13 protein-coding genes are annotated in these 17,369 nt (G+C 41.9%); 7 read left to right on the top strand and 6 right to left on the bottom strand.

From position 1 onward, the window contains the following. Positions 1-99 precede the first annotated feature (99 nt). The 3 genes from E0H94_RS11535 to trxA all read right to left on the bottom strand — a co-directional run bounded on the left by E0H94_RS11535 (position 100) and on the right by trxA (position 2,685). Positions 100-354, bottom strand: coding sequence for a hypothetical protein (locus tag E0H94_RS11535; protein ID WP_131326661.1), 255 nt, complete (start codon positions 352-354; stop codon positions 100-102). 412 nt (positions 355-766) lie between these two features. Further along, complete coding sequence (gene rho / locus E0H94_RS11530; RefSeq protein ID WP_116761404.1) at positions 767-2,035, bottom strand: transcription termination factor Rho; 1,269 nt, start codon at positions 2,033-2,035, stop codon at positions 767-769. 323 nt (positions 2,036-2,358) lie between these two features. Beyond that, the gene (trxA, locus tag E0H94_RS11525; RefSeq protein ID WP_016166116.1) at positions 2,359-2,685 is read right to left on the bottom strand and encodes a thioredoxin; all 327 of its coding nucleotides are present in this window, start codon (positions 2,683-2,685) and stop codon (positions 2,359-2,361) included. A 265-nt stretch (positions 2,686-2,950) separates the two neighbouring features. Between trxA and ppx the strand changes: the two genes are divergently transcribed. The 5 genes from ppx to E0H94_RS11500 are packed head-to-tail and all read left to right on the top strand — an operon-like array spanning position 2,951 to position 8,074. Next, the gene (gene ppx / locus E0H94_RS11520; RefSeq protein WP_131326660.1) at positions 2,951-4,471 is read left to right on the top strand and encodes an exopolyphosphatase; all 1,521 of its coding nucleotides are present in this window, start codon (positions 2,951-2,953) and stop codon (positions 4,469-4,471) included. A gap of 35 nt (positions 4,472-4,506) precedes the next feature. After that, positions 4,507-5,331, top strand: coding sequence for an acetyl-CoA carboxylase carboxyltransferase subunit alpha (locus E0H94_RS11515; RefSeq protein WP_131326659.1), 825 nt, complete (start codon positions 4,507-4,509; stop codon positions 5,329-5,331). After that, positions 5,268-6,623: a tRNA lysidine(34) synthetase TilS gene (tilS, locus tag E0H94_RS11510; RefSeq protein WP_131326658.1), complete on the top strand. Its 1,356-nt coding sequence runs from the start codon at positions 5,268-5,270 to the stop codon at positions 6,621-6,623. The genes E0H94_RS11515 and tilS overlap by 64 nt, the downstream gene beginning before the upstream one ends. Positions 6,624-6,647: 24 nt before the next feature. Further along, a complete protein-coding gene (gene proC / locus E0H94_RS11505; protein ID WP_131326657.1) occupies positions 6,648-7,478 on the top strand; it encodes a pyrroline-5-carboxylate reductase in 831 nt (276 codons plus the stop codon). A 26-nt stretch (positions 7,479-7,504) separates the two neighbouring features. Beyond that, positions 7,505-8,074: a YggT family protein gene (locus E0H94_RS11500; RefSeq protein ID WP_131326656.1), complete on the top strand. Its 570-nt coding sequence runs from the start codon at positions 7,505-7,507 to the stop codon at positions 8,072-8,074. A gap of 78 nt (positions 8,075-8,152) precedes the next feature. Here the strand turns inward: E0H94_RS11500 and polA are convergent, their stop codons facing one another. After that, positions 8,153-10,915, bottom strand: a complete 2,763-nt coding sequence (polA, locus tag E0H94_RS11495; RefSeq protein WP_131326655.1) for a DNA polymerase I — start codon at positions 10,913-10,915, stop codon at positions 8,153-8,155. 202 nt (positions 10,916-11,117) lie between these two features. Here polA and E0H94_RS11490 point away from each other — a divergent pair, with 202 nt between their 5' ends. Further along, positions 11,118-13,955 carry a DUF2339 domain-containing protein gene (locus tag E0H94_RS11490; RefSeq protein ID WP_131326654.1) on the top strand — a complete coding sequence of 946 codons (2,838 nt, stop codon included), beginning with the start codon at positions 11,118-11,120 and terminating at the stop codon, positions 13,953-13,955. A 1-nt stretch (position 13,956) separates the two neighbouring features. On the opposite strand, the gene E0H94_RS11485 is transcribed toward E0H94_RS11490, so the two are convergent. Both E0H94_RS11485 and E0H94_RS11480 read right to left on the bottom strand, forming a co-directional pair. Then, positions 13,957-14,874, bottom strand: coding sequence for a mechanosensitive ion channel family protein (locus E0H94_RS11485; RefSeq protein ID WP_131326653.1), 918 nt, complete (start codon positions 14,872-14,874; stop codon positions 13,957-13,959). Positions 14,875-14,883: 9 nt separating this feature from the next. Further along, the gene (locus E0H94_RS11480) at positions 14,884-15,708 is read right to left on the bottom strand and encodes a hypothetical protein (protein WP_131326652.1); all 825 of its coding nucleotides are present in this window, start codon (positions 15,706-15,708) and stop codon (positions 14,884-14,886) included. Between the two features lie 101 nt (positions 15,709-15,809). Between E0H94_RS11480 and gspE the strand changes: the two genes are divergently transcribed. Next, on the top strand, positions 15,810-17,300 hold the full coding sequence (gspE, locus tag E0H94_RS11475; RefSeq protein WP_131326651.1) for a type II secretion system ATPase GspE: 1,491 nt from the start codon (positions 15,810-15,812) through the stop codon (positions 17,298-17,300). Positions 17,301-17,369: the final 69 nt, after the last annotated feature.

Below are 17,369 nucleotides of genomic sequence, written 5' to 3'. Positions count from 1 at the left end.
TTTTTAAAATTATTGATATTTCGATGTAAATAGTAAATTTCAGGCATAAAAAAAGAGAGAACGGAAGTTCTCTCTTTTTTTGCTACGTAATCGTAAAGATTAGTGAGCAGCAGAAGCAGCAGCGTCAGCAGCAGAAGCAGCAACGTCAGCAGCAGAAGCAGCAACGTCAGCAGCAGAAGCAGCTTCAACAGCAGCAGCGTCTACAGCAGCAGAAGCTTCAGAAGCAGCAGCAGTAGCTTCAGACGCAGCAGAAGCAGCAGCTTCAGCAGCAGGAGCTTCTTCTTTTTTAGCACAGCCAACGAAAGCTAAAGTAGTAGCAACTGCAGCAGCAATAGCGATTTTTTTGAATAACATGGCATCACTCTCTAAAATATGAGATTAAAAAAAACCAAGGTCAGCTGTTATGTGCTTTTATTCTTCCTAAATTTGTTAGGTAGTAACAATGCAGGAGCAGCTTAACTGGTCTGCGAATATGCTATCACTGCCCATTTTGAATTACTACTAGTTTGTGTGAAAAAAAACCAAAAAATGAGCAAATAAATGCTTTTTTTTAACAGAAAATAACAATTAAAGATGTGCTTTATATTGGATAAATACTAATTAAGTTTATAAAATTAAAGAGGTTTTTAAAATCATTCATTTAACAATCAAATATTTGCAACTGTTGTTACATAGCTCAAGGCGAAATGTGTATTTATGTTAACAAAGTCAACCAAATAAAAAGGTCACTTATAAAAGTGACCTTTTTGTTTTTTTATGAATCAAATTAATTGGTTGCTTTACGCTTCATTTGATCAAAGAAATCATCATTGGTTTTGGTTTCTTTCATGCGATCCAATAAAAATTCCATTGCAGCCAATTCATCTTGAGTGTGAAGTAACTTGCGTAGAATCCATACTTTACGTAGATTATCTTCAGACATTAAGCGCTCTTCACGACGTGTGCCTGACTTTTTAATGTTCATGGCAGGGAATACACGTTTTTCAGCAATACGACGATCTAGTGTGATCTCTTGGTTACCTGTACCTTTGAATTCTTCATAGATCACTTCATCCATCTTACTACCAGTTTCAATCAGGGCAGTCGAGATGATGGTCAGTGAGCCACCTTCTTCAATATTACGTGCAGCACCAAAGAAACGCTTCGGACGCTCAAGTGCATGGGCATCCACACCACCCGTTAATACCTTGCCAGATGAAGGCACAACAGTGTTGTAAGCACGAGCCAAACGGGTAATTGAGTCAAGCAGAATTACGACATCTTTTTTGTGTTCAACCAGACGTTTTGCTTTTTCAATCACCATTTCAGCAACCTGTACATGGCGCGCTGGAGATTCATCAAACGTAGACGCAATGACTTCACCACGTACTGTCCGTTCCATTTCAGTCACTTCTTCAGGACGTTCATCAATTAAAAGAACAATCAGGAAGCATTCCGGGTTATTACGTACAATCGATTGCGCGATGTTTTGCAACAACATGGTTTTACCCGCTTTAGGTGGGGCAACAATAATTGAACGTTGACCTTTACCAATTGGAGCAACTAAATCGACCACACGTGCAGTTAAATCTTCTGTAGTGCCGTTACCTAACTCCATAACCAGCTGTTCAGTTGGGAACAATGGTGTTAAGTTCTCGAATAAGATTTTATTGCGCGAGTTTTCAGGTGTGTCGTAGTTAATTTGATTCACTTTTAAGAGGGCAAAATAACGTTCACCTTCTTTCGGTGGGCGAATCGTTCCGGTGATGGTGTCACCCGTGCGCAAGTTAAAACGACGAATTTGTGAAGGGCTAACATAAATGTCATCTGGTCCAGCAAGATAAGAGCCTGCTGCAGAGCGTAAAAAACCAAAACCATCTGACAGAATTTCGAGAACGCCATCACCAAAGATCTCTTCGCCATTCATCGCATGACGCTTTAAGATGGCAAAGATAATATCTTGCTTACGGTTACGTGCCATTCCTTCTAGGCCCATAAACTCTGCAATTTTGATGAGTTCGCCAATTGGTTTTTTCTTGAGTTCGGTTAAATTCATATGTGGTCAGATAGAATCAAAAATTCTAGAAACAGGTTGGAAAGGGAGCAACATTCGGTCGCATACAGCAATAAAATGACGGCATCGTATTAATACAATAACAACGCGGTGGTCTGATAAATTGTTGCGAAGAGAAAATGTATGAAACAATTTCTGTTGCCGAACGGCGATCTTATGTGTTGTATCTTGTAAGAAAAAGATGGACTTGAAATCCTTTCTTTCTTGAACATGAAATATAAGAGAGATTCTTAACTTTGTCAATTTATAGACGAAAAAAATGCGTTATTGGGCATAACGCATTTGCTCTAATTGCAAAGTTTGAATTAGATATGGTCTTCAATGAAGGCTGTTAATTTAGATTTTGGTGCTGCACCAACTTGTTGTGCAACGACTTCGCCATTTTTAAACATTAATAATGCTGGAATGTTGCGAATATTGTAATTAACAGCTGTTGCTTCGCAAGAAGTCACATCAACTTTTACAATTTTTACTTTGCCTTCGTATTCGTTAGCAAGAACTTCCAATACAGGTGCAATCGCTTTACATGGTGCACACCAACCTGCCCAGAAATCAACAAGAACGGGAGTATCTGAATTTAAAACATCTGCTTCAAAGTTTGCATCTGTCGTGTTGATGATATTGCCTGACATGGAATATGCTCCAAAAATTTTATTAAAAGATAGCTAATGACTCTAAGTATTACATAGCCATCTTTAACAATGTAGTGTTAGATGCAAATTTTCGACCTTTAGAGTAGATTTGTCTAATTGAAGCTCACGATGATCTTAATCGTGTAACACAATTGTCATATATGCTTAAAAATAAAAGGCTCAGTCTTTAAAAGACATAAATGGCTTTTAAATTGCATGTATGTGCATTACTCTAGGCTCAATTCTGTACAGGTTTATTTGAAGAATGTCTGATTTTTTGATTGATGAAGAATTACTTGCTGCCATCGATATGGGATCGAACAGCTTTCACCTTGCGATAGCGCGTGTAGACCATGGTGAAGTCAAAAAAGTTGCATCAATGTCAGAAAAAGTTCAGTTAGCCGCTGGACTTGATGAAAATAAAAACTTAACTGAAGCAGCACAACAACGTGGTTTGGCATGTTTAGCACGTTTTGTTGGGCGTTTAAGTTCAGTGCAGCCAAATCGTTTAAGAATTGTGGCAACCAATGCTTTACGCCAAGCCAAGAATGGACATGAATTTATTCAGAAAGCCGCAGAAATATTACCAAAACCGATTGAAATTATTGCAGGACGTGAAGAAGCACGTCTGATTTATTTGGGTGTATCTCATACCATGGCCAATAGTGGTCGTCGTTTGGTGATTGATATTGGTGGGGGATCAACAGAACTGATTATTGGTGAAGAATTTGAACCAATCCACACCGAATCCTTACAAATGGGATGTGTCGCGTTTACCAAGTTATATTTTGCCGATGGTGAAATTAATCAAAAAAGTTTTGATAAAGCTGTGGTTGCAGCGCGTAAAGAATTATCTGCAATTGCCAATACTTATAAAGAAGCAGGTTGGGATACTGTTGTTGGATCGAGTGGTACCATTAAAGCTTGTCGCCAAATTGCGGTCAATATGGGTTGGAGTAATGAACAGGAAAATCTGACTCGTGAAGGGCTAGAAAAACTGAAAGAAAAACTTCTTAAATACAAGCATATTTCGGAAATGGATTTTGATGGTCTCAAGGAAGACCGTCGAGCAGTTTTGCCAGCTGGAATTGCAATTTTGTGTGCAGTATTCGAGTTATTGGAAATTGAAGTTTTAGTTTATTCGGACGGCGCATTACGCGAAGGCGTCATGTATGACTTGCTTGGTCGTTTCCAACATGAGGATATTCGTGACCGTAGTGTGCAAGCGTTAATGGGGCGCTATGGTGCAGATCCGAAACAGGCTGAGCGCGTCGTTAAAACTGTACAACATCTATTTGATAGTGTGGCAAAACCACTGAATTTAACCAGTGATGACAGTGACTTACTGCGTCGCGCGGCATATTTGCATGAAATTGGATTGGCGATTAGTCATGGTGGTTATCATCGTCATGGTGCCTATTTATTACAACATTCGGACATTGCAGGCTTCTCACAGATTGACCAAAACCAGATTTCACATTTGGTTGCACATCATCGTCGCAAGTTACGTAGTGATGCAAAAATTGACGTGATGAAGGTTGGTGGTAGCAAACTTGTGCATCTATGTCTATTGCTTCGATTAGCAGTTTTACTGAATCATAGTCGTAGCGATGCGATGCTTCCTGCCATTGAATTAACCATTGGCAATGCGCAACAATGGCAACTCTGCGTTTCTGGCGATGCCAAACAATGGCCTTTGCTTGTTGCAGATTTGCATGATGAACAAATGCAATTCAAGCATTGGGATATTGAATTGAATATTCAGTCTGAACAATTTATCGATTAACACTGTTTGGTTAATTTAGGGATAATGGTTGACCTATGAAAAATAAAGCTGCTCAATCTAAAGCATGGGCAACAGTCCAAATTGCACGTCACCCAGACCGTCCGCAATTTTTGGACTATGTTGGTGAAATCTTCACTGAATTCGATGCTTTACATGGAGATCGTTTGTTTGGTGATGATGGTGCGATGGTCGGTGGCTTAGCACGTTTTGATGGTAAACCCGTGATGATCGTTGGTCAGCACCGTGGTCGTAGCACTCGTGAAAAATTAAAGCATAACTTTGGGATGAGTAATCCTGAAGGTTATCGTAAAGCACAACGTTTGCTTGATATGGCAGAGCGTTTTAATTTACCTGTATTCACTTTTATTGATACTATGGGCGCTTACCCAGGTGTAGGTGCTGAAGAACGTGGCCAAGCGGAAGCGATTGCGACTAGCCTTGCACAACTTTCAAATTTGAAAGTTCCTGTTATTGCAACAGTATTGGGTGAAGGGGGTTCGGGTGGTGCTTTAGGTATTGGTGTTGCTGACCGTGTGATTATGTTGTCACACAGTATTTATTCAGTGATTTCACCTGAAGGCTGTGCATCTATTCTGTGGAAAACTGCTGAAAAAGCAGAGCAGGCCAGTGAAGCCTTGGCGTTAACGGCAGACCGTTTACAACAGATAGGTATTGTTGAATACGTGGTTGATGAAGGTCAAGGTGCGCATTTAAATCCTGAACAAGTGATGGAAAGTTTAAAGGCCGTACTCAAACAAGCATTGGATGAGTTACAGCCAATGGATGCCCAAGAACGATGCGAAGCACGTTACCAACGTTTAATGAAGTTTGGCAGCGACAATTTAGGTCTAACGTCTTAATACAGGCGCAGACCTTTAAAGAACAAAGTTCTTATCTCATAGGATGTAGTGGCGGTGTGGATTCCATGCTGTTGCTACATCTTATGTCGTTTTTATTCCCGCAAAAAGTTCGTGCAATTTATGTCGATCATCAGCTGCAATGTATGAGTGCGGCTTGGGGTCAATTTGTCTTGAATACCTGTCAGCAATTGCAGGTGCCTTGTAGCATTGTTCCTGTTCGTGTGGCTGAAGGTAATCTAGAAAACCAAGCACGCAATGCTCGCTATCAAGCCTTTGCAGAACATTTACAGGTCAATGAAGTTCTAGTTTTAGCCCATCATCAGCAAGATCAGGCTGAAACTTTGATGTTACGACTGCTTTCAGGGGCAGGTGTGCAAGGTTTATCTGCCATGTCTATGGTTGATGTGCGAGCGAAAATGACGCTTTGGCGACCCATGCTAGAATTGTCGCGTGAGCAGATTTGCCAATGGGCGGCTCAGTTGAATGTGCAAAATATTGAAGATCCGACCAATGCTGATCCAGATTATGATCGCGCTTGGTGCCGTCAAATTTTATGGCCCATTTTAGAGCAACGCTTCCCGAAAATGCAGCAAGCGCTAACTCGTACTAGTGTACTTATGCAAGATGCTGATGAAATATTACTTGAGGTGTTGGCTTCTGATTTGGAGAAATGTGGTAATCCACACTATCTTAATTTAGAGCCTTTATCGGCTTTATCTGTAGCAAGACAACGCCAACTCCTTTCACATTGGATGCAAGGTGAAGCCACTTATCGCCCAAATTTTGCCATGGTGCAACGCTTAATCACTGAAGTGATTGAGGCGAAGCAAGATGCACAAGCGGCGTTACATTGGCAGGGTTATTATTATGTCCGTTATCAACAGCAAATCTTTCGCTTAACTGCGGACACCTATTTAGCCGAACAACGGCTTTCTATTTTGCCAACACAAATGCAAACTTTCGATCTTAATCAGACTGTATCTGTATTTTCAGGACGTTATTTGATTCAAGCACAAGCACTTGGGTTGTCAAAAGAACTATTGGGTAGACCACTGATTTTGTCTACCCGAGCTGGTGGTGAAAAGATTCATCTTTATGGACGTGTTGGCACTTGGCCGCTGAAAAAAGCGCTACAACAAGCACAAATTTTTCCGTGGTTGCGTCATACAATTCAAATATTAAGCATAGATAATGTTATGCTAGGGGTTTTTACACCCAAAGGTTTTTGGTTGGCACAGTCTGAATATCTAGTTGTGGATGGATGGCAGCCAAAATTAGTTTCAGGACAATAGAATACTCAATATCGAGCGTAAATCATGAGTGCAGTTTTAAATTGTAATATTAGTTTTATCGGTGGCGGCAATATGGCGCAAGCCCTCATTGGCGGCTTAATTGCGCGAGGCATGCCCACTACTCGTATTACAGTTTCTGATCCCTTTGAGAATGTACGTCAACTGTTGCAAGAAAAAGATGTACATGTGACGGATGATAATATTGCTGCTATTCAACATGCAGATATTGTTGTATTGGCAGTCAAGCCTCAGGTGCTTACCAATGTACTTAAACAATTACATGGTTTACTTGATGGTAAGTTGATTATTTCAATTGTTGCAGGTGCAGAAATTGCAACCATGGCAACCTTATCGGGTACAGATCGTATTGTCCGTGTCATGCCGAATACGCCTGCATTAGTCCAGACAGGTGCGCATGGTTTATATGCGACAGAGGTTGTCGATGCGAAAGATCGCGAGTTAGCCAGCCAAGTGCTTGCTGCAACAGGTTTAACCATCTGGGTCAATTCTGAAGCACAAATTGATGCGGTGACAGCAGTTTCAGGTTCGGGACCTGCGTATTTCTTCTATATGATGGAAAGCATGATTCGTGCTGGTAAAAACATGGGGCTAGATGAAAAAGTTGCCACTGCATTAACTTTGCAAACTGCTTTAGGCGCTGCACAAATGGCAATTACCAGTGCAAACTCACCAGCAGAGTTACGTAAAAATGTTACTTCTCCGAATGGTACGACTCAGGCTGCTTTAGAAGTTTTTGATCGTGCACAAATTTCACAAAATATTCAATCAGCTTTGGCTGCTGCAAAAAAACGTAGCCAAGAATTGGCTCAAGAATTAAGTGAAAGTAGTAAATAATTGATTTTAATTAGGAAAATTTTAATATGGGTGCAAGCTCTGCGCTAATTTTTGGCATTATTATTAACGTAGCGATTTTGCTCGTATTCTTCCGCTTTTTAATGCAATTGGCTGCGGTTAATCCGTACAATCCAGTGGTGATGTCTACGGTTAAAGCCACTAAGATTGTCGATATTTTCAGTCGTATTTTCCCTACACTGGGTAAAGGGCGAGTTAACTCTGCCGCTTTGGCATTGGTCGTGGTGCTTTATTTACTCAAAATATTTGGCATCATGTACTTATCGGGGGCAATGCCGAATAGTCCAATTCATTTGGTGATTTTGACTTTTGTGACCATGATTCAGGACTTGATTCGTTTCTGTCGTTACTTGATTTTTGCAACCATTATTTTAAGTTGGGTGGTGATGTTTACACAGTCACGTTCGCCTTATATTGAAGTGATTCAAGAGTTGGCTGAGCCTTTATTGGCACCATTCCGTCGTTTGTTACCAAATATGGGCATGATTGATTTATCTCCAATTGTGGCATTCTTCGCTCTGTATATTGCTGAAATTATTATGAATGAAGTCGCAATTGCATTGTTGACAGGGTTATAAGTTTTTTAAATTATTTTCAATTCATCATAAAAAAGGACTCTATATAGAGTCCTTTTTTATTGTGTTGAGACACGTCCCTTAGTGGGCCTCATCCCAGTTTTGACCTTTACCGACTTCAACCAGTAGCGGAACCGAAATTTCCAATACTGATTGCATTACTTTAACCAGTTTTGGTGCCAATTCATCTGCAATGTCGGCATCCACTTCAAACACCAATTCATCGTGTACTTGTAAGAGCATTTTGGCTTGATCTTTCGGTAAGATTTTATCCACTTCAATCATTGCGATTTTAATAATATCCGCAGCACTGCCTTGCAGGGGTGCATTAATTGCCGCACGTTCAGCTGCTTTACGAATCATCATGTTGCGGGCATCAATCTCTGGCGTATATAAACGACGACCTAAAATGGTTTCGACAAAGCCTTGTTCCAAAGCGACCTGACGTGTACGTTGCATATACTCGTAAATGCCTGGATAGCGATGGAAATATTGTTTGATATAGTTCTGTGATTCTTCACGGGTAAAGCCCAGTTGACGAGTCAAGCCAAACTCAGACATGCCATATAACAGACCAAAGTTGACGGCTTTAGCTTGACGACGCTGATCGTTAGTCACCTGATCCAATGGAATATTCAACACTTCTGAAGCAGTGCGGCGATGCACGTCTTGACCATGACGGAAGGCATCCAGCAGGGCATCATCTTGAGAGAAATGTGCCATTAAACGCAGTTCAATTTGTGAATAGTCGGCTGCAAGTAACACTCGACCTTCTGGCGCAATAAATGCTTTACGGATTTGACGGCCAATTTCTTCGCGGACAGGAATGTTTTGTAGGTTTGGATCGGTCGAAGATAAACGTCCTGTCGCAGTCAACGCTTGATGATAACTGGTATGTACACGATGGGTATCATTGTTGGCTTGTTTCAATAAACCATCGGTATAGGTACTTTTAAGTTTAGATAAGCCACGATAATCCAAAATCAGCGCGCTAATGGGATGATCTAATTTTTCTAAAATACTTTCGCTGGTACTGTATTGTCCTGTTGACGTTTTTTTGCCACCTTTTAAGCCTAGTTTTTCAAACAAGATTTCACCGACTTGTTTCGGAGAGCTGACATTAAATGGCTGACCTGCCAATTCGGTAATCTGATTTTCCAAATCTTGCATGGTTTTGGAAAAATCTTCACCCAATTGATCTAAAAATTGAAGATCAAGCTGAATGCCATTTTCTTCCATTAGGGTTAATACGCGTGCCACAGGTACTTCAATATTATGCAAAATATTGATCAGTTCTGGATGTACTTTAAGTTTTTTATCCAGCACTTCATATAGACGGAAGGTGACATGGGCATCTTCGGCTGCATAATGTGCTGCTGTTTCAATTTCGATTTGATTGAAGGTTTTTTGTTTTGCCCCTTTACCTGCGACTTCTTCATAGGTGGTGGTAAGGTGGCTTAAATACAGGCGAGCCACATCATCCATCCCATGACGTGTTGCCACGGAGTTGAGTACATAAGACGCCAGCATGGTGTCAAAATACCAACCTTGCAGTTCAATCCCATGATTGGCAAAAATATGTGCATCATATTTCAGGTGATGTCCAATTTTTTTGATTTCAGGATTTTCTAAAATGGGTTTAATTTGTGCCAGAACGCTTTCACGGTCCAATTGTTCTGGTGCACCTTCATAATCATGCGCGAGAGGGATGTAGTAAGCATCTTGCGCATCAAAAGCAATTGAAAAGCCCACCATTTCAGCAATACGATAATCCAGACTGGTGGTTTCCGTATCAATCGCGAACTTACTCGCACTTTGCATACGTTGTAGTAGTTTTGCCCAAACCTCTGCGGACAACACCGTATGATAGTTGGCTTGACCAAGTTGATCATCGACACTGGTTAAAGTCGCTTGGTCTTCAGTTTCAATTGGAGCTGCTACAGGAGCCTGCTGAAGGCTGGCATTACTTTGTTTGTTGTTGGTATGGTTTGGATTGTTGGGGTGATCCAAGGATTGTAATTGATTACGGAATTCTAGTTCAGTGTAGAGACGACGTAATTCATTCACATTTGGGTCTTGGATGGCTAAGTCTTCGTAGCACACACTAATTTCTAAATCACAGACAATACTGGCCAGTTGATGGTCAATCGCAATACCTTCAACATGATCTTTAATATTTTGACCCACTTTGCCTTTAATCTGGTCGACATTTTCTAAAATACCGCCAATTGAACCGTATTCGGTCAGTAGTTTGGCTGCGGTTTTAGCACCGACACCTGGTACGCCCATAATGCCGTCAGACGCATCGCCCATTAAAGTCAGATAGTCGATTATTTGGTTTGGCCAGACCCCAAATTTCTCAAAAACGCCATTGATGTCCATAGGCTTTTCTTTAAAGCTGTCTTCAAGCGTGACTTTTTCGGTGACCAGTTGCGCCATGTCTTTATCGCCAGTCGAAATCAGGACTTGTTGTCCTTTGGCTTCAGCGCGTTTGGCTAATGTCCCGATAATATCGTCAGCCTCTGCACCAGGCAGCATATGTACTGGAATACCCAAAGCACGGATCAAGGCGTGTAAATATGGAATTTGTTGGGCCAATTCCTCAGGCATGCTTGGTCGATCACCCTTATAAATGGGTGAAAGTTCATGGCGGAAAGTAGGTTCTGGGGTATCAAAAATGACGGCCATGTGTGTCGGTTGAGTACGACGCATCAGTTTCTGAATTGCAGAAATTGCGCCACGTACAGCATTGGTGTGCAACCCCGTAGAAGTTGTCAGAGGTGGGACCGCATGGAAAGCGCGAAATAAAAAATATGACCCATCGACCAATACAAATGGTGACATTCTACAAATCCTGATTATGAACTAGGGCTTATATTACGTGAAAAAGGCAAAGCTGTCTTATGTGTAATGTCACTATGCGCTAAGTAACATTATGGAGATTCGCCTCAAGTGTATAAATTTGCAGTATTTTGTATGTGAAACTGCTTGCATGAATGGTGATCAAGTAAGATAAACAGATTGAAGCTGTGTAATGCATAAACCCATGTATAAAAAAGACAAACAGGGAATGGTTCTGCTCTTGATCGCATTAACCGTATTGTTAGTAGTTGCGATAGTGATGCAATGGCAATCGACAGTAGTTGCTGCTGCCCTTGGGTTAACTGTCGTGATGGTGCAGTCAATCTCGAATATCCATCAGCGTTTAGTGCAATTAGAACAAGCGACTGCTCAACCAAGGATTCAAGTAGCAGGAATTGGGACACAAAAGATTCTGATTTATGCAGCGGCCTTGGTGGCATTATGGGCCTATGCCAATACGTGGATGTGGGTGGTTGGTGGAGCATTGCTGGTTTTACTGCTGTGTTTGATTCAATTGATCGATGTATTTCAGCGGCGATTGGCTCTGTTAGAGCAACCACAGCAACAACCTTCGGGGGCTATTTCTAGAACCTCAACATTACCGATGTCAGAGCAGCCATTTCCTCCTGCAATGCCAATGTCGGGACAGTTGACCATGACGCAACAACAGGATCCAACTGTACAACAACCACAACAAACCTCAGTCGATCCAAATCCAATATCATCAGAATCTGCTCGCATATGGTGGCAACCTGCTGTGGATTGGATGCAGCATGGTAATCCAATTTTAAGAGTGGCCGTTGCTATACTCATGGTGGGGGTTGTGTTGTTGCTGCGTTTTGCCAGTGAACATTGGCAATTAAGTTTAGCGGTGAAACTGGGCTTTATTGCGCTTGCGGGTGGAGCGACCACATTAGCGGGTTATGTGCTGCAACGGAAGAATGCTTTATTTGCCATCGCCCTTCAGGGCTTAGGTTTGGCAGTCGTCTTCCTTACGCTGATTTTTGCCCATCATTTTGAAGTGCTGCAAAGCTTAATGACTGCCAGCATTTTATTTGTGATGTTGTTGGGTATTACTGTGGTGCTGAGTCTGAAGCAGCAAGCATTGTATTTGGCTATTCTTGCTTTGAGCATGGCGTATCTAGCACCTCTGCTTATTCCACACACTCATCCCGATGTGGTGTTCTTATTTGGGTATTATTTCGTGATTAATTTGGCTGTGGTCGTGGTCAATTATTTGCAGCCATGGAAAATACTGCACCAGATCGCATTTTTTGCCACGATGTTTATTGGTGGATCAGTGATTGGGATTTATGCGGAAAATTCGCAACTAAATACCCTCGATATCATTTTATGGTTGCATATTGCACTCTTTATTTGGCTCAGTATTCGCTATAGCCAGTTGATGGTGGCAGAGCAACAGCAACAGCGAGAATCAGAAACCCGCTCAAATAGTAAAAAGCTTCAACCGATTTTAGATGTTGGGCTTATTTTTAGTGTTCCTGTACTGGGATTTTCGCTACATGCTTTTTTAATGCATGACTCTACTGTGGCATTGACTTGGGGCGCTGCTGCATTGGCAGTCATTTATGGGCTATTAAATTTTTGGATTAAGCGTCAGCATCCGCAATTATCGATTTTAGCCAAAAGTTTTTTTATTCTGGCCGTCGTGTTCACCGCTTTGATCTTTCCGTTGGCAAAAGGGGCGCACTGGACCTCTACGGGCTGGGTGATTCAAGGTACCGCTTTAATTGTTTGGGGCATTACCGAACGCTATCGTCTCAGTCGCTATGTGGGTGTGGGATTGGTTCTGCTCAGTACCATCGCACTGATGTACCAAATCTGGTCGAATAATGATTTCCCTATTTTAACGACCTGCATTTATGCTATCGCACAGTTTATTTCAGCATTTTATTTATTACATTATCAGGACGTAGAAAAATATTTCAGCGCCCGTATCTTGAGTGGTATTTTCCTTGTTTCAGGGATGTATGCAGGTGCCATCGCGGGTGTAGAGCTGATGCACTGGCAGTCATGGGCATTCAGTTGCTCAATAGCCATCGCTACGGTTTTACTGGCATGTTTTAGCGTAGTCGTACAGTTTAAATCCAAATTGGAATGGCAAAGTTTGCACCTCACTTTGCTGGGTAGTTTGTTGCTGTTGCTTTATGGTCTGAGTGTATTTGAAGAGGTGTTTACAACGCAGCGCTGGACCAGTCAAACCGTGCAGTTCAGTTTTGCAATCAGTGCGTTATTGATCAGTTTGATGTTGATATGCATACAGCGCTCATCGGCACGAATACTGAATCAACTGTGGGCTGCAATGCTTTGCCTTGCGCTTGCCAGTGTTGGTTTAGCTATTTTCCCACAGATGCCAATAGTAACTTTAGGTATTGCACCTCTTTTATATGCATTCTATGAATTTTTCACAGCGAAACGTAATTTTATCGAACAGACATCTGTATGGGGGCTTGGATTACTGTGGTTACTGGTCTTAAATTTAGATTCATATTCTGCGCTCCATTACTATGCGGCGCCCTTGTTGAGTCTGACTGACTTACTGTCTTTGCTTATGTTTGCAGGCTTGTTGTGGATCATCTATCGACATGATTTTGAGGAGCAGTCCTCCCTAGAATGGGGTGTTAAAATTACCACCATCCTGATTGGGCTGTTGGTGTTTAGTAGTGTTGTGGTTCGAGCCATGCATCATTATTTGGTGACACCGTTATGGGGGAGTGCCATTTGGCATGATGGTTCAGTACAACTGAGTTTGACCTTGTTGTGGGTGGTTTTGGCTTTTGTATTAATGACCTTTTCGAGCCAACGTCATATTCGTCAAATCTGGTTTGTTGGAGCAGCATTGCTCGCGATTGTGGTACTTAAGTTATTGTTATTGGATCTATCACAAAGTGGCACCTTAACACGGGTGATTTCCTTTATTGGCTCAGGTGCGGTGATGTTGGTGATAGCCTATATTGCTCCATTACCTCCAAGCCTAAGCGAACAAAAAAAAGAGCGATAATTTATCGCTCTTTGGGTTCTTTTTTGAGTTCTTTCTCATAGGCATACTGGTCAATCTCATCACGCGCTTTGGGGCGAGGACGGTCAATAATACCCATTTTAGGTACTGGAATTTCAATATGATTTTTTAAGAAACCATTACGCACATGCTCTTGAAGTTCATCCCGTGCTTTTAGAAAAATTTCTTGTCGGCACCAAACAGCAAACAGAATTTCGATGGTGGATTCACGAAAGGCGGTTACTGTGACCTCGGGTTTAGGATCATCCAAGACCAAGGGATAGTTGGCAGCAACATCTAACAGTACTTCACGGACTTTAATGATGTCTTCCTGAAAGTTAATAGCGAGGGTAATTGGAATCCGCCGAATGGGGAATTTGGATAAATTTAGGACGGGAGCGCGAATCAATTGTTCGTTGGGCAGACGTACATAAATATTATCTAAAGTCAGTAACTTTACCGAGAGTAGGTCAATAGAAATAACTTCTCCTTCAATGGTATGACCACGAATGAGAGTGATTTGAATGGTATCTCCCACTTCAAAGGAGCCTTCACCAATCAGGAATAGACCGCTAATTAAGTTACTGGCAGACGTTTGTGAGGCGAAGCCAAGTGCAACGGTAAAAATACCTGCAGCGCCAATAAAGACACTGAGCTTAAAGCCTGCTTCTTTTAGGCTTGCCATTATAAACAGGATGAAAATAAAATAAAAAATCCCGCGACGCCAAACCATACTTTGATGCGCGTTAAAGTTCTGTCCAACTGTTCGTATAAAGGTATTCGAGATCAGGCGCGCGAAGATGAAACCAATCAAACACAGTACCAGTGCGACTAAAATCTCACTGATTCTTTCAAAGTTAATGTTGGTAAAAATTTCCTTCAAGCTGACTGCAACATCTTTAGGAATATTGGTCTCTGGCATATCGGTATCCTAAAAAAATGAGTCAAACATATTGAACAAAGCACCACCAGGTGAGCGAGGTGCATGCACATAAGTGACTTCACCCGCCAAAGGAGGAGTGCGGTTTTCAATTTTAATACGCGGTGGTCGGGTTAAATCTTCGTGAATGACTTTAATTTGTGACGTCCATAACCGATTTGTACTTTCACTATAAAAAAGCGGTAGTGCTGAAACGGGGATATTCATTCGATCAAAGCGCAGTTGTTGACCACTGGTGTTGTGGAACTCAATCGGTGTGACTGCCCGAAAAGGGCTTGGTTTCAGTAAACTTAACTCCGTACGTCCATCTACTGCGGTGGCATAGCAGATCTCACCTGTACGGTGGTCAGGACCGAACCACGTATCTTTGGGTTGCATCATCGGAAGGTCAAATAACGGTTCACGTTGGCTTTCAACAAAACCTGCAATCCAGAGCGGCGTACTAATGTAAAGGGTTCCGCGTTGCCCCGCAGGAATATAAATGGGGTCGACAGGTTTAATCACGACAGATCGATCTGCCAAGCGTGGCATCAAATGAAATGTTTCGTGCGTTTGACGAAACATATAACGCTCAATTTTGATGGGGTGTGGAAAGGCAAATTCAGGATCTTTAATGATATTCCATTGGCGCTCAGAATCTTTTTGATATTGTGGGCGATGATATTCTAGGCGCCATTCATTGATACTTCGTGCCAGGCGAAACAATAAAGAGCCAAACTGCCATGTTTTCGCTTGATTTAATTCGAATTTTTGCTCACCCCACCATTTGAGTGAGGGGTGTGCAGCTTGATGATGCTCGAAATCAGATGATGCCAAAATAAAAAAGTCCTCTAGTCAGTTCAGTCAAAAACAGACTTCACGCTGTCATAAGCTTAGAGTACACTCAAAAGCCTCTTTTTCATCATTATAATTTTGTGATGCAAATACTTAAACAAATACAAATTCCTTATAGTTTTGCCAAACGACATGGCGTTTTACTTCGATATGATGGGGAACAGGTTTTTATTGTACGCCGTGAAAATACGGCATGGATTGCATTACAAGAAGCACGTCGTTTACTCAATGTGTCTGCACACTATGAAATATTAGACGATCAACGTTTTAATGCTTTACTCAGTTCCAGTTATGCTGGGGATACAGGCGAGTCACAGCAAGTGGCTGCGGGGCTGGAAGATCATCCCGATTTACTCAGTTTGGCAGATCAAGTCCCAGAAGCTGAAGATCTGATGGATCAAGAAGATGATGCACCGATTGTCCGTTTAATTAACGCTTTACTTTCAGAAGCGATTCGCGTTGGCGCCTCGGATATTCATATTGAAGCTTTTGAAAAGAAACTCTCAGTACGCTTAAGAGTGGATGGTCAGTTACGCGAAATTGTGCAACCCCGCCGTGAATTGGCACCGCTTTTGGTGTCGCGAATTAAAGTCATGGCAAAATTGGATATTGCTGAAAAGCGGATTCCTCAGGATGGACGTATTTCATTGCGCCTAGCAGGTCGTGAAGTCGATGTACGTGTCTCGACATTACCCTCATCGCATGGCGAACGTGTGGTGATGCGTTTGTTAGATAAACAAGCAGGTCGTTTGAATATGACTCATTTGGGCTTGTTGAAACCCGACTATGAGCGTTTAACCCAATTGGTCCATCGTCCACATGGCATTATTTTGGTAACTGGACCGACAGGTTCAGGTAAGACCACGACCTTATATGCGGCCTTATCAGACCTAAATGACAATACCCGCAATATTTTGACTGCGGAAGATCCAATTGAGTATCAGTTAGAGGGTATAGGTCAGACACAGGTGAACACCAAGGTAGATATGACCTTTGCACGGGCCTTAAAGGCCATGTTGCGTCAAGATCCAGATGTGGTGATGGTGGGGGAAATCCGTGATTTAGAAACGGCTGAAATTGCGGTGCAAGCCTCTTTAACGGGGCATTTAGTCTTGTCGACTCTGCATACCAACACAGCAATTGGTGCAGTGACCCGATTAAAAGATATGGGCATTGAACCTTTCTTATTGTCGAGTTCTCTTATTGGTGTGATTGCACAACGTTTGGTTCGTACACTTTGCCCACATTGCAGCACGTGGCACGAGGCAGACCCGTTTGAACAGCAGATTTTTAAGCCGATTATTTCTTCGGTTGAAGGGTTGAAATTGCCAGAGCCACAGGGGTGTGAGCAATGTTCACATATGGGTTTCAGTGGACGAACAGCAATTTATGAAATCGTGCCTGTAGATGAATCTATGCGCCGTTTAATTCATGGTAATGCCGCTGAATTTGAATTAGAAAGTTATGCGCGGCAGCATTCAGGCTCTATTCGAGATGATGGTTTGAGAAAAGTTTTAGCCGGTAAAACGACTTTGGAGGAAGTTTTACGTGTGACCAATGAAGCCGCTGAATAACTGAAAGTGATGGGATATTTCGTTAATTTTCTCTTTCGCTATAGACGGGACTGCGAAAGAGAAATAAAT

This window comes from Acinetobacter sp. ANC 4173 (genome assembly GCF_004331255.1).
Taxonomy (GTDB): domain Bacteria; phylum Pseudomonadota; class Gammaproteobacteria; order Pseudomonadales; family Moraxellaceae; genus Acinetobacter.
The sequence above is the reverse complement of the archived record's forward strand: the minus strand, read 5'-3'. Positions and strand labels throughout refer to the sequence as shown.

What these genes read in the sequence shown, in the direction of transcription:
- E0H94_RS11535 (WP_131326661.1), bottom strand. Translation starts at nt 354, where the DNA reads ATGTTATTCAAAAAAATCGCTATTGCTGCTGCAGTTGCTACTACTTTA.
- rho (WP_116761404.1), bottom strand. Translation starts at nt 2,035, where the DNA reads ATGAATTTAACCGAACTCAAGAAAAAACCAATTGGCGAACTCATCAAA.
- trxA (WP_016166116.1), bottom strand. Translation starts at nt 2,685, where the DNA reads ATGTCAGGCAATATCATCAACACGACAGATGCAAACTTTGAAGCAGAT.
- ppx (WP_131326660.1), top strand. Translation starts at nt 2,951, where the DNA reads ATGTCTGATTTTTTGATTGATGAAGAATTACTTGCTGCCATCGATATG.
- E0H94_RS11515 (WP_131326659.1), top strand. Translation starts at nt 4,507, where the DNA reads ATGAAAAATAAAGCTGCTCAATCTAAAGCATGGGCAACAGTCCAAATT.
- tilS (WP_131326658.1), top strand. Translation starts at nt 5,268, where the DNA reads ATGCGAAGCACGTTACCAACGTTTAATGAAGTTTGGCAGCGACAATTT.
- proC (WP_131326657.1), top strand. Translation starts at nt 6,648, where the DNA reads ATGAGTGCAGTTTTAAATTGTAATATTAGTTTTATCGGTGGCGGCAAT.
- E0H94_RS11500 (WP_131326656.1), top strand. Translation starts at nt 7,505, where the DNA reads ATGGGTGCAAGCTCTGCGCTAATTTTTGGCATTATTATTAACGTAGCG.
- polA (WP_131326655.1), bottom strand. Translation starts at nt 10,915, where the DNA reads ATGTCACCATTTGTATTGGTCGATGGGTCATATTTTTTATTTCGCGCT.
- E0H94_RS11490 (WP_131326654.1), top strand. Translation starts at nt 11,118, where the DNA reads ATGTATAAAAAAGACAAACAGGGAATGGTTCTGCTCTTGATCGCATTA.
- E0H94_RS11485 (WP_131326653.1), bottom strand. Translation starts at nt 14,874, where the DNA reads ATGCCAGAGACCAATATTCCTAAAGATGTTGCAGTCAGCTTGAAGGAA.
- gspE (WP_131326651.1), top strand. Translation starts at nt 15,810, where the DNA reads ATGCAAATACTTAAACAAATACAAATTCCTTATAGTTTTGCCAAACGA.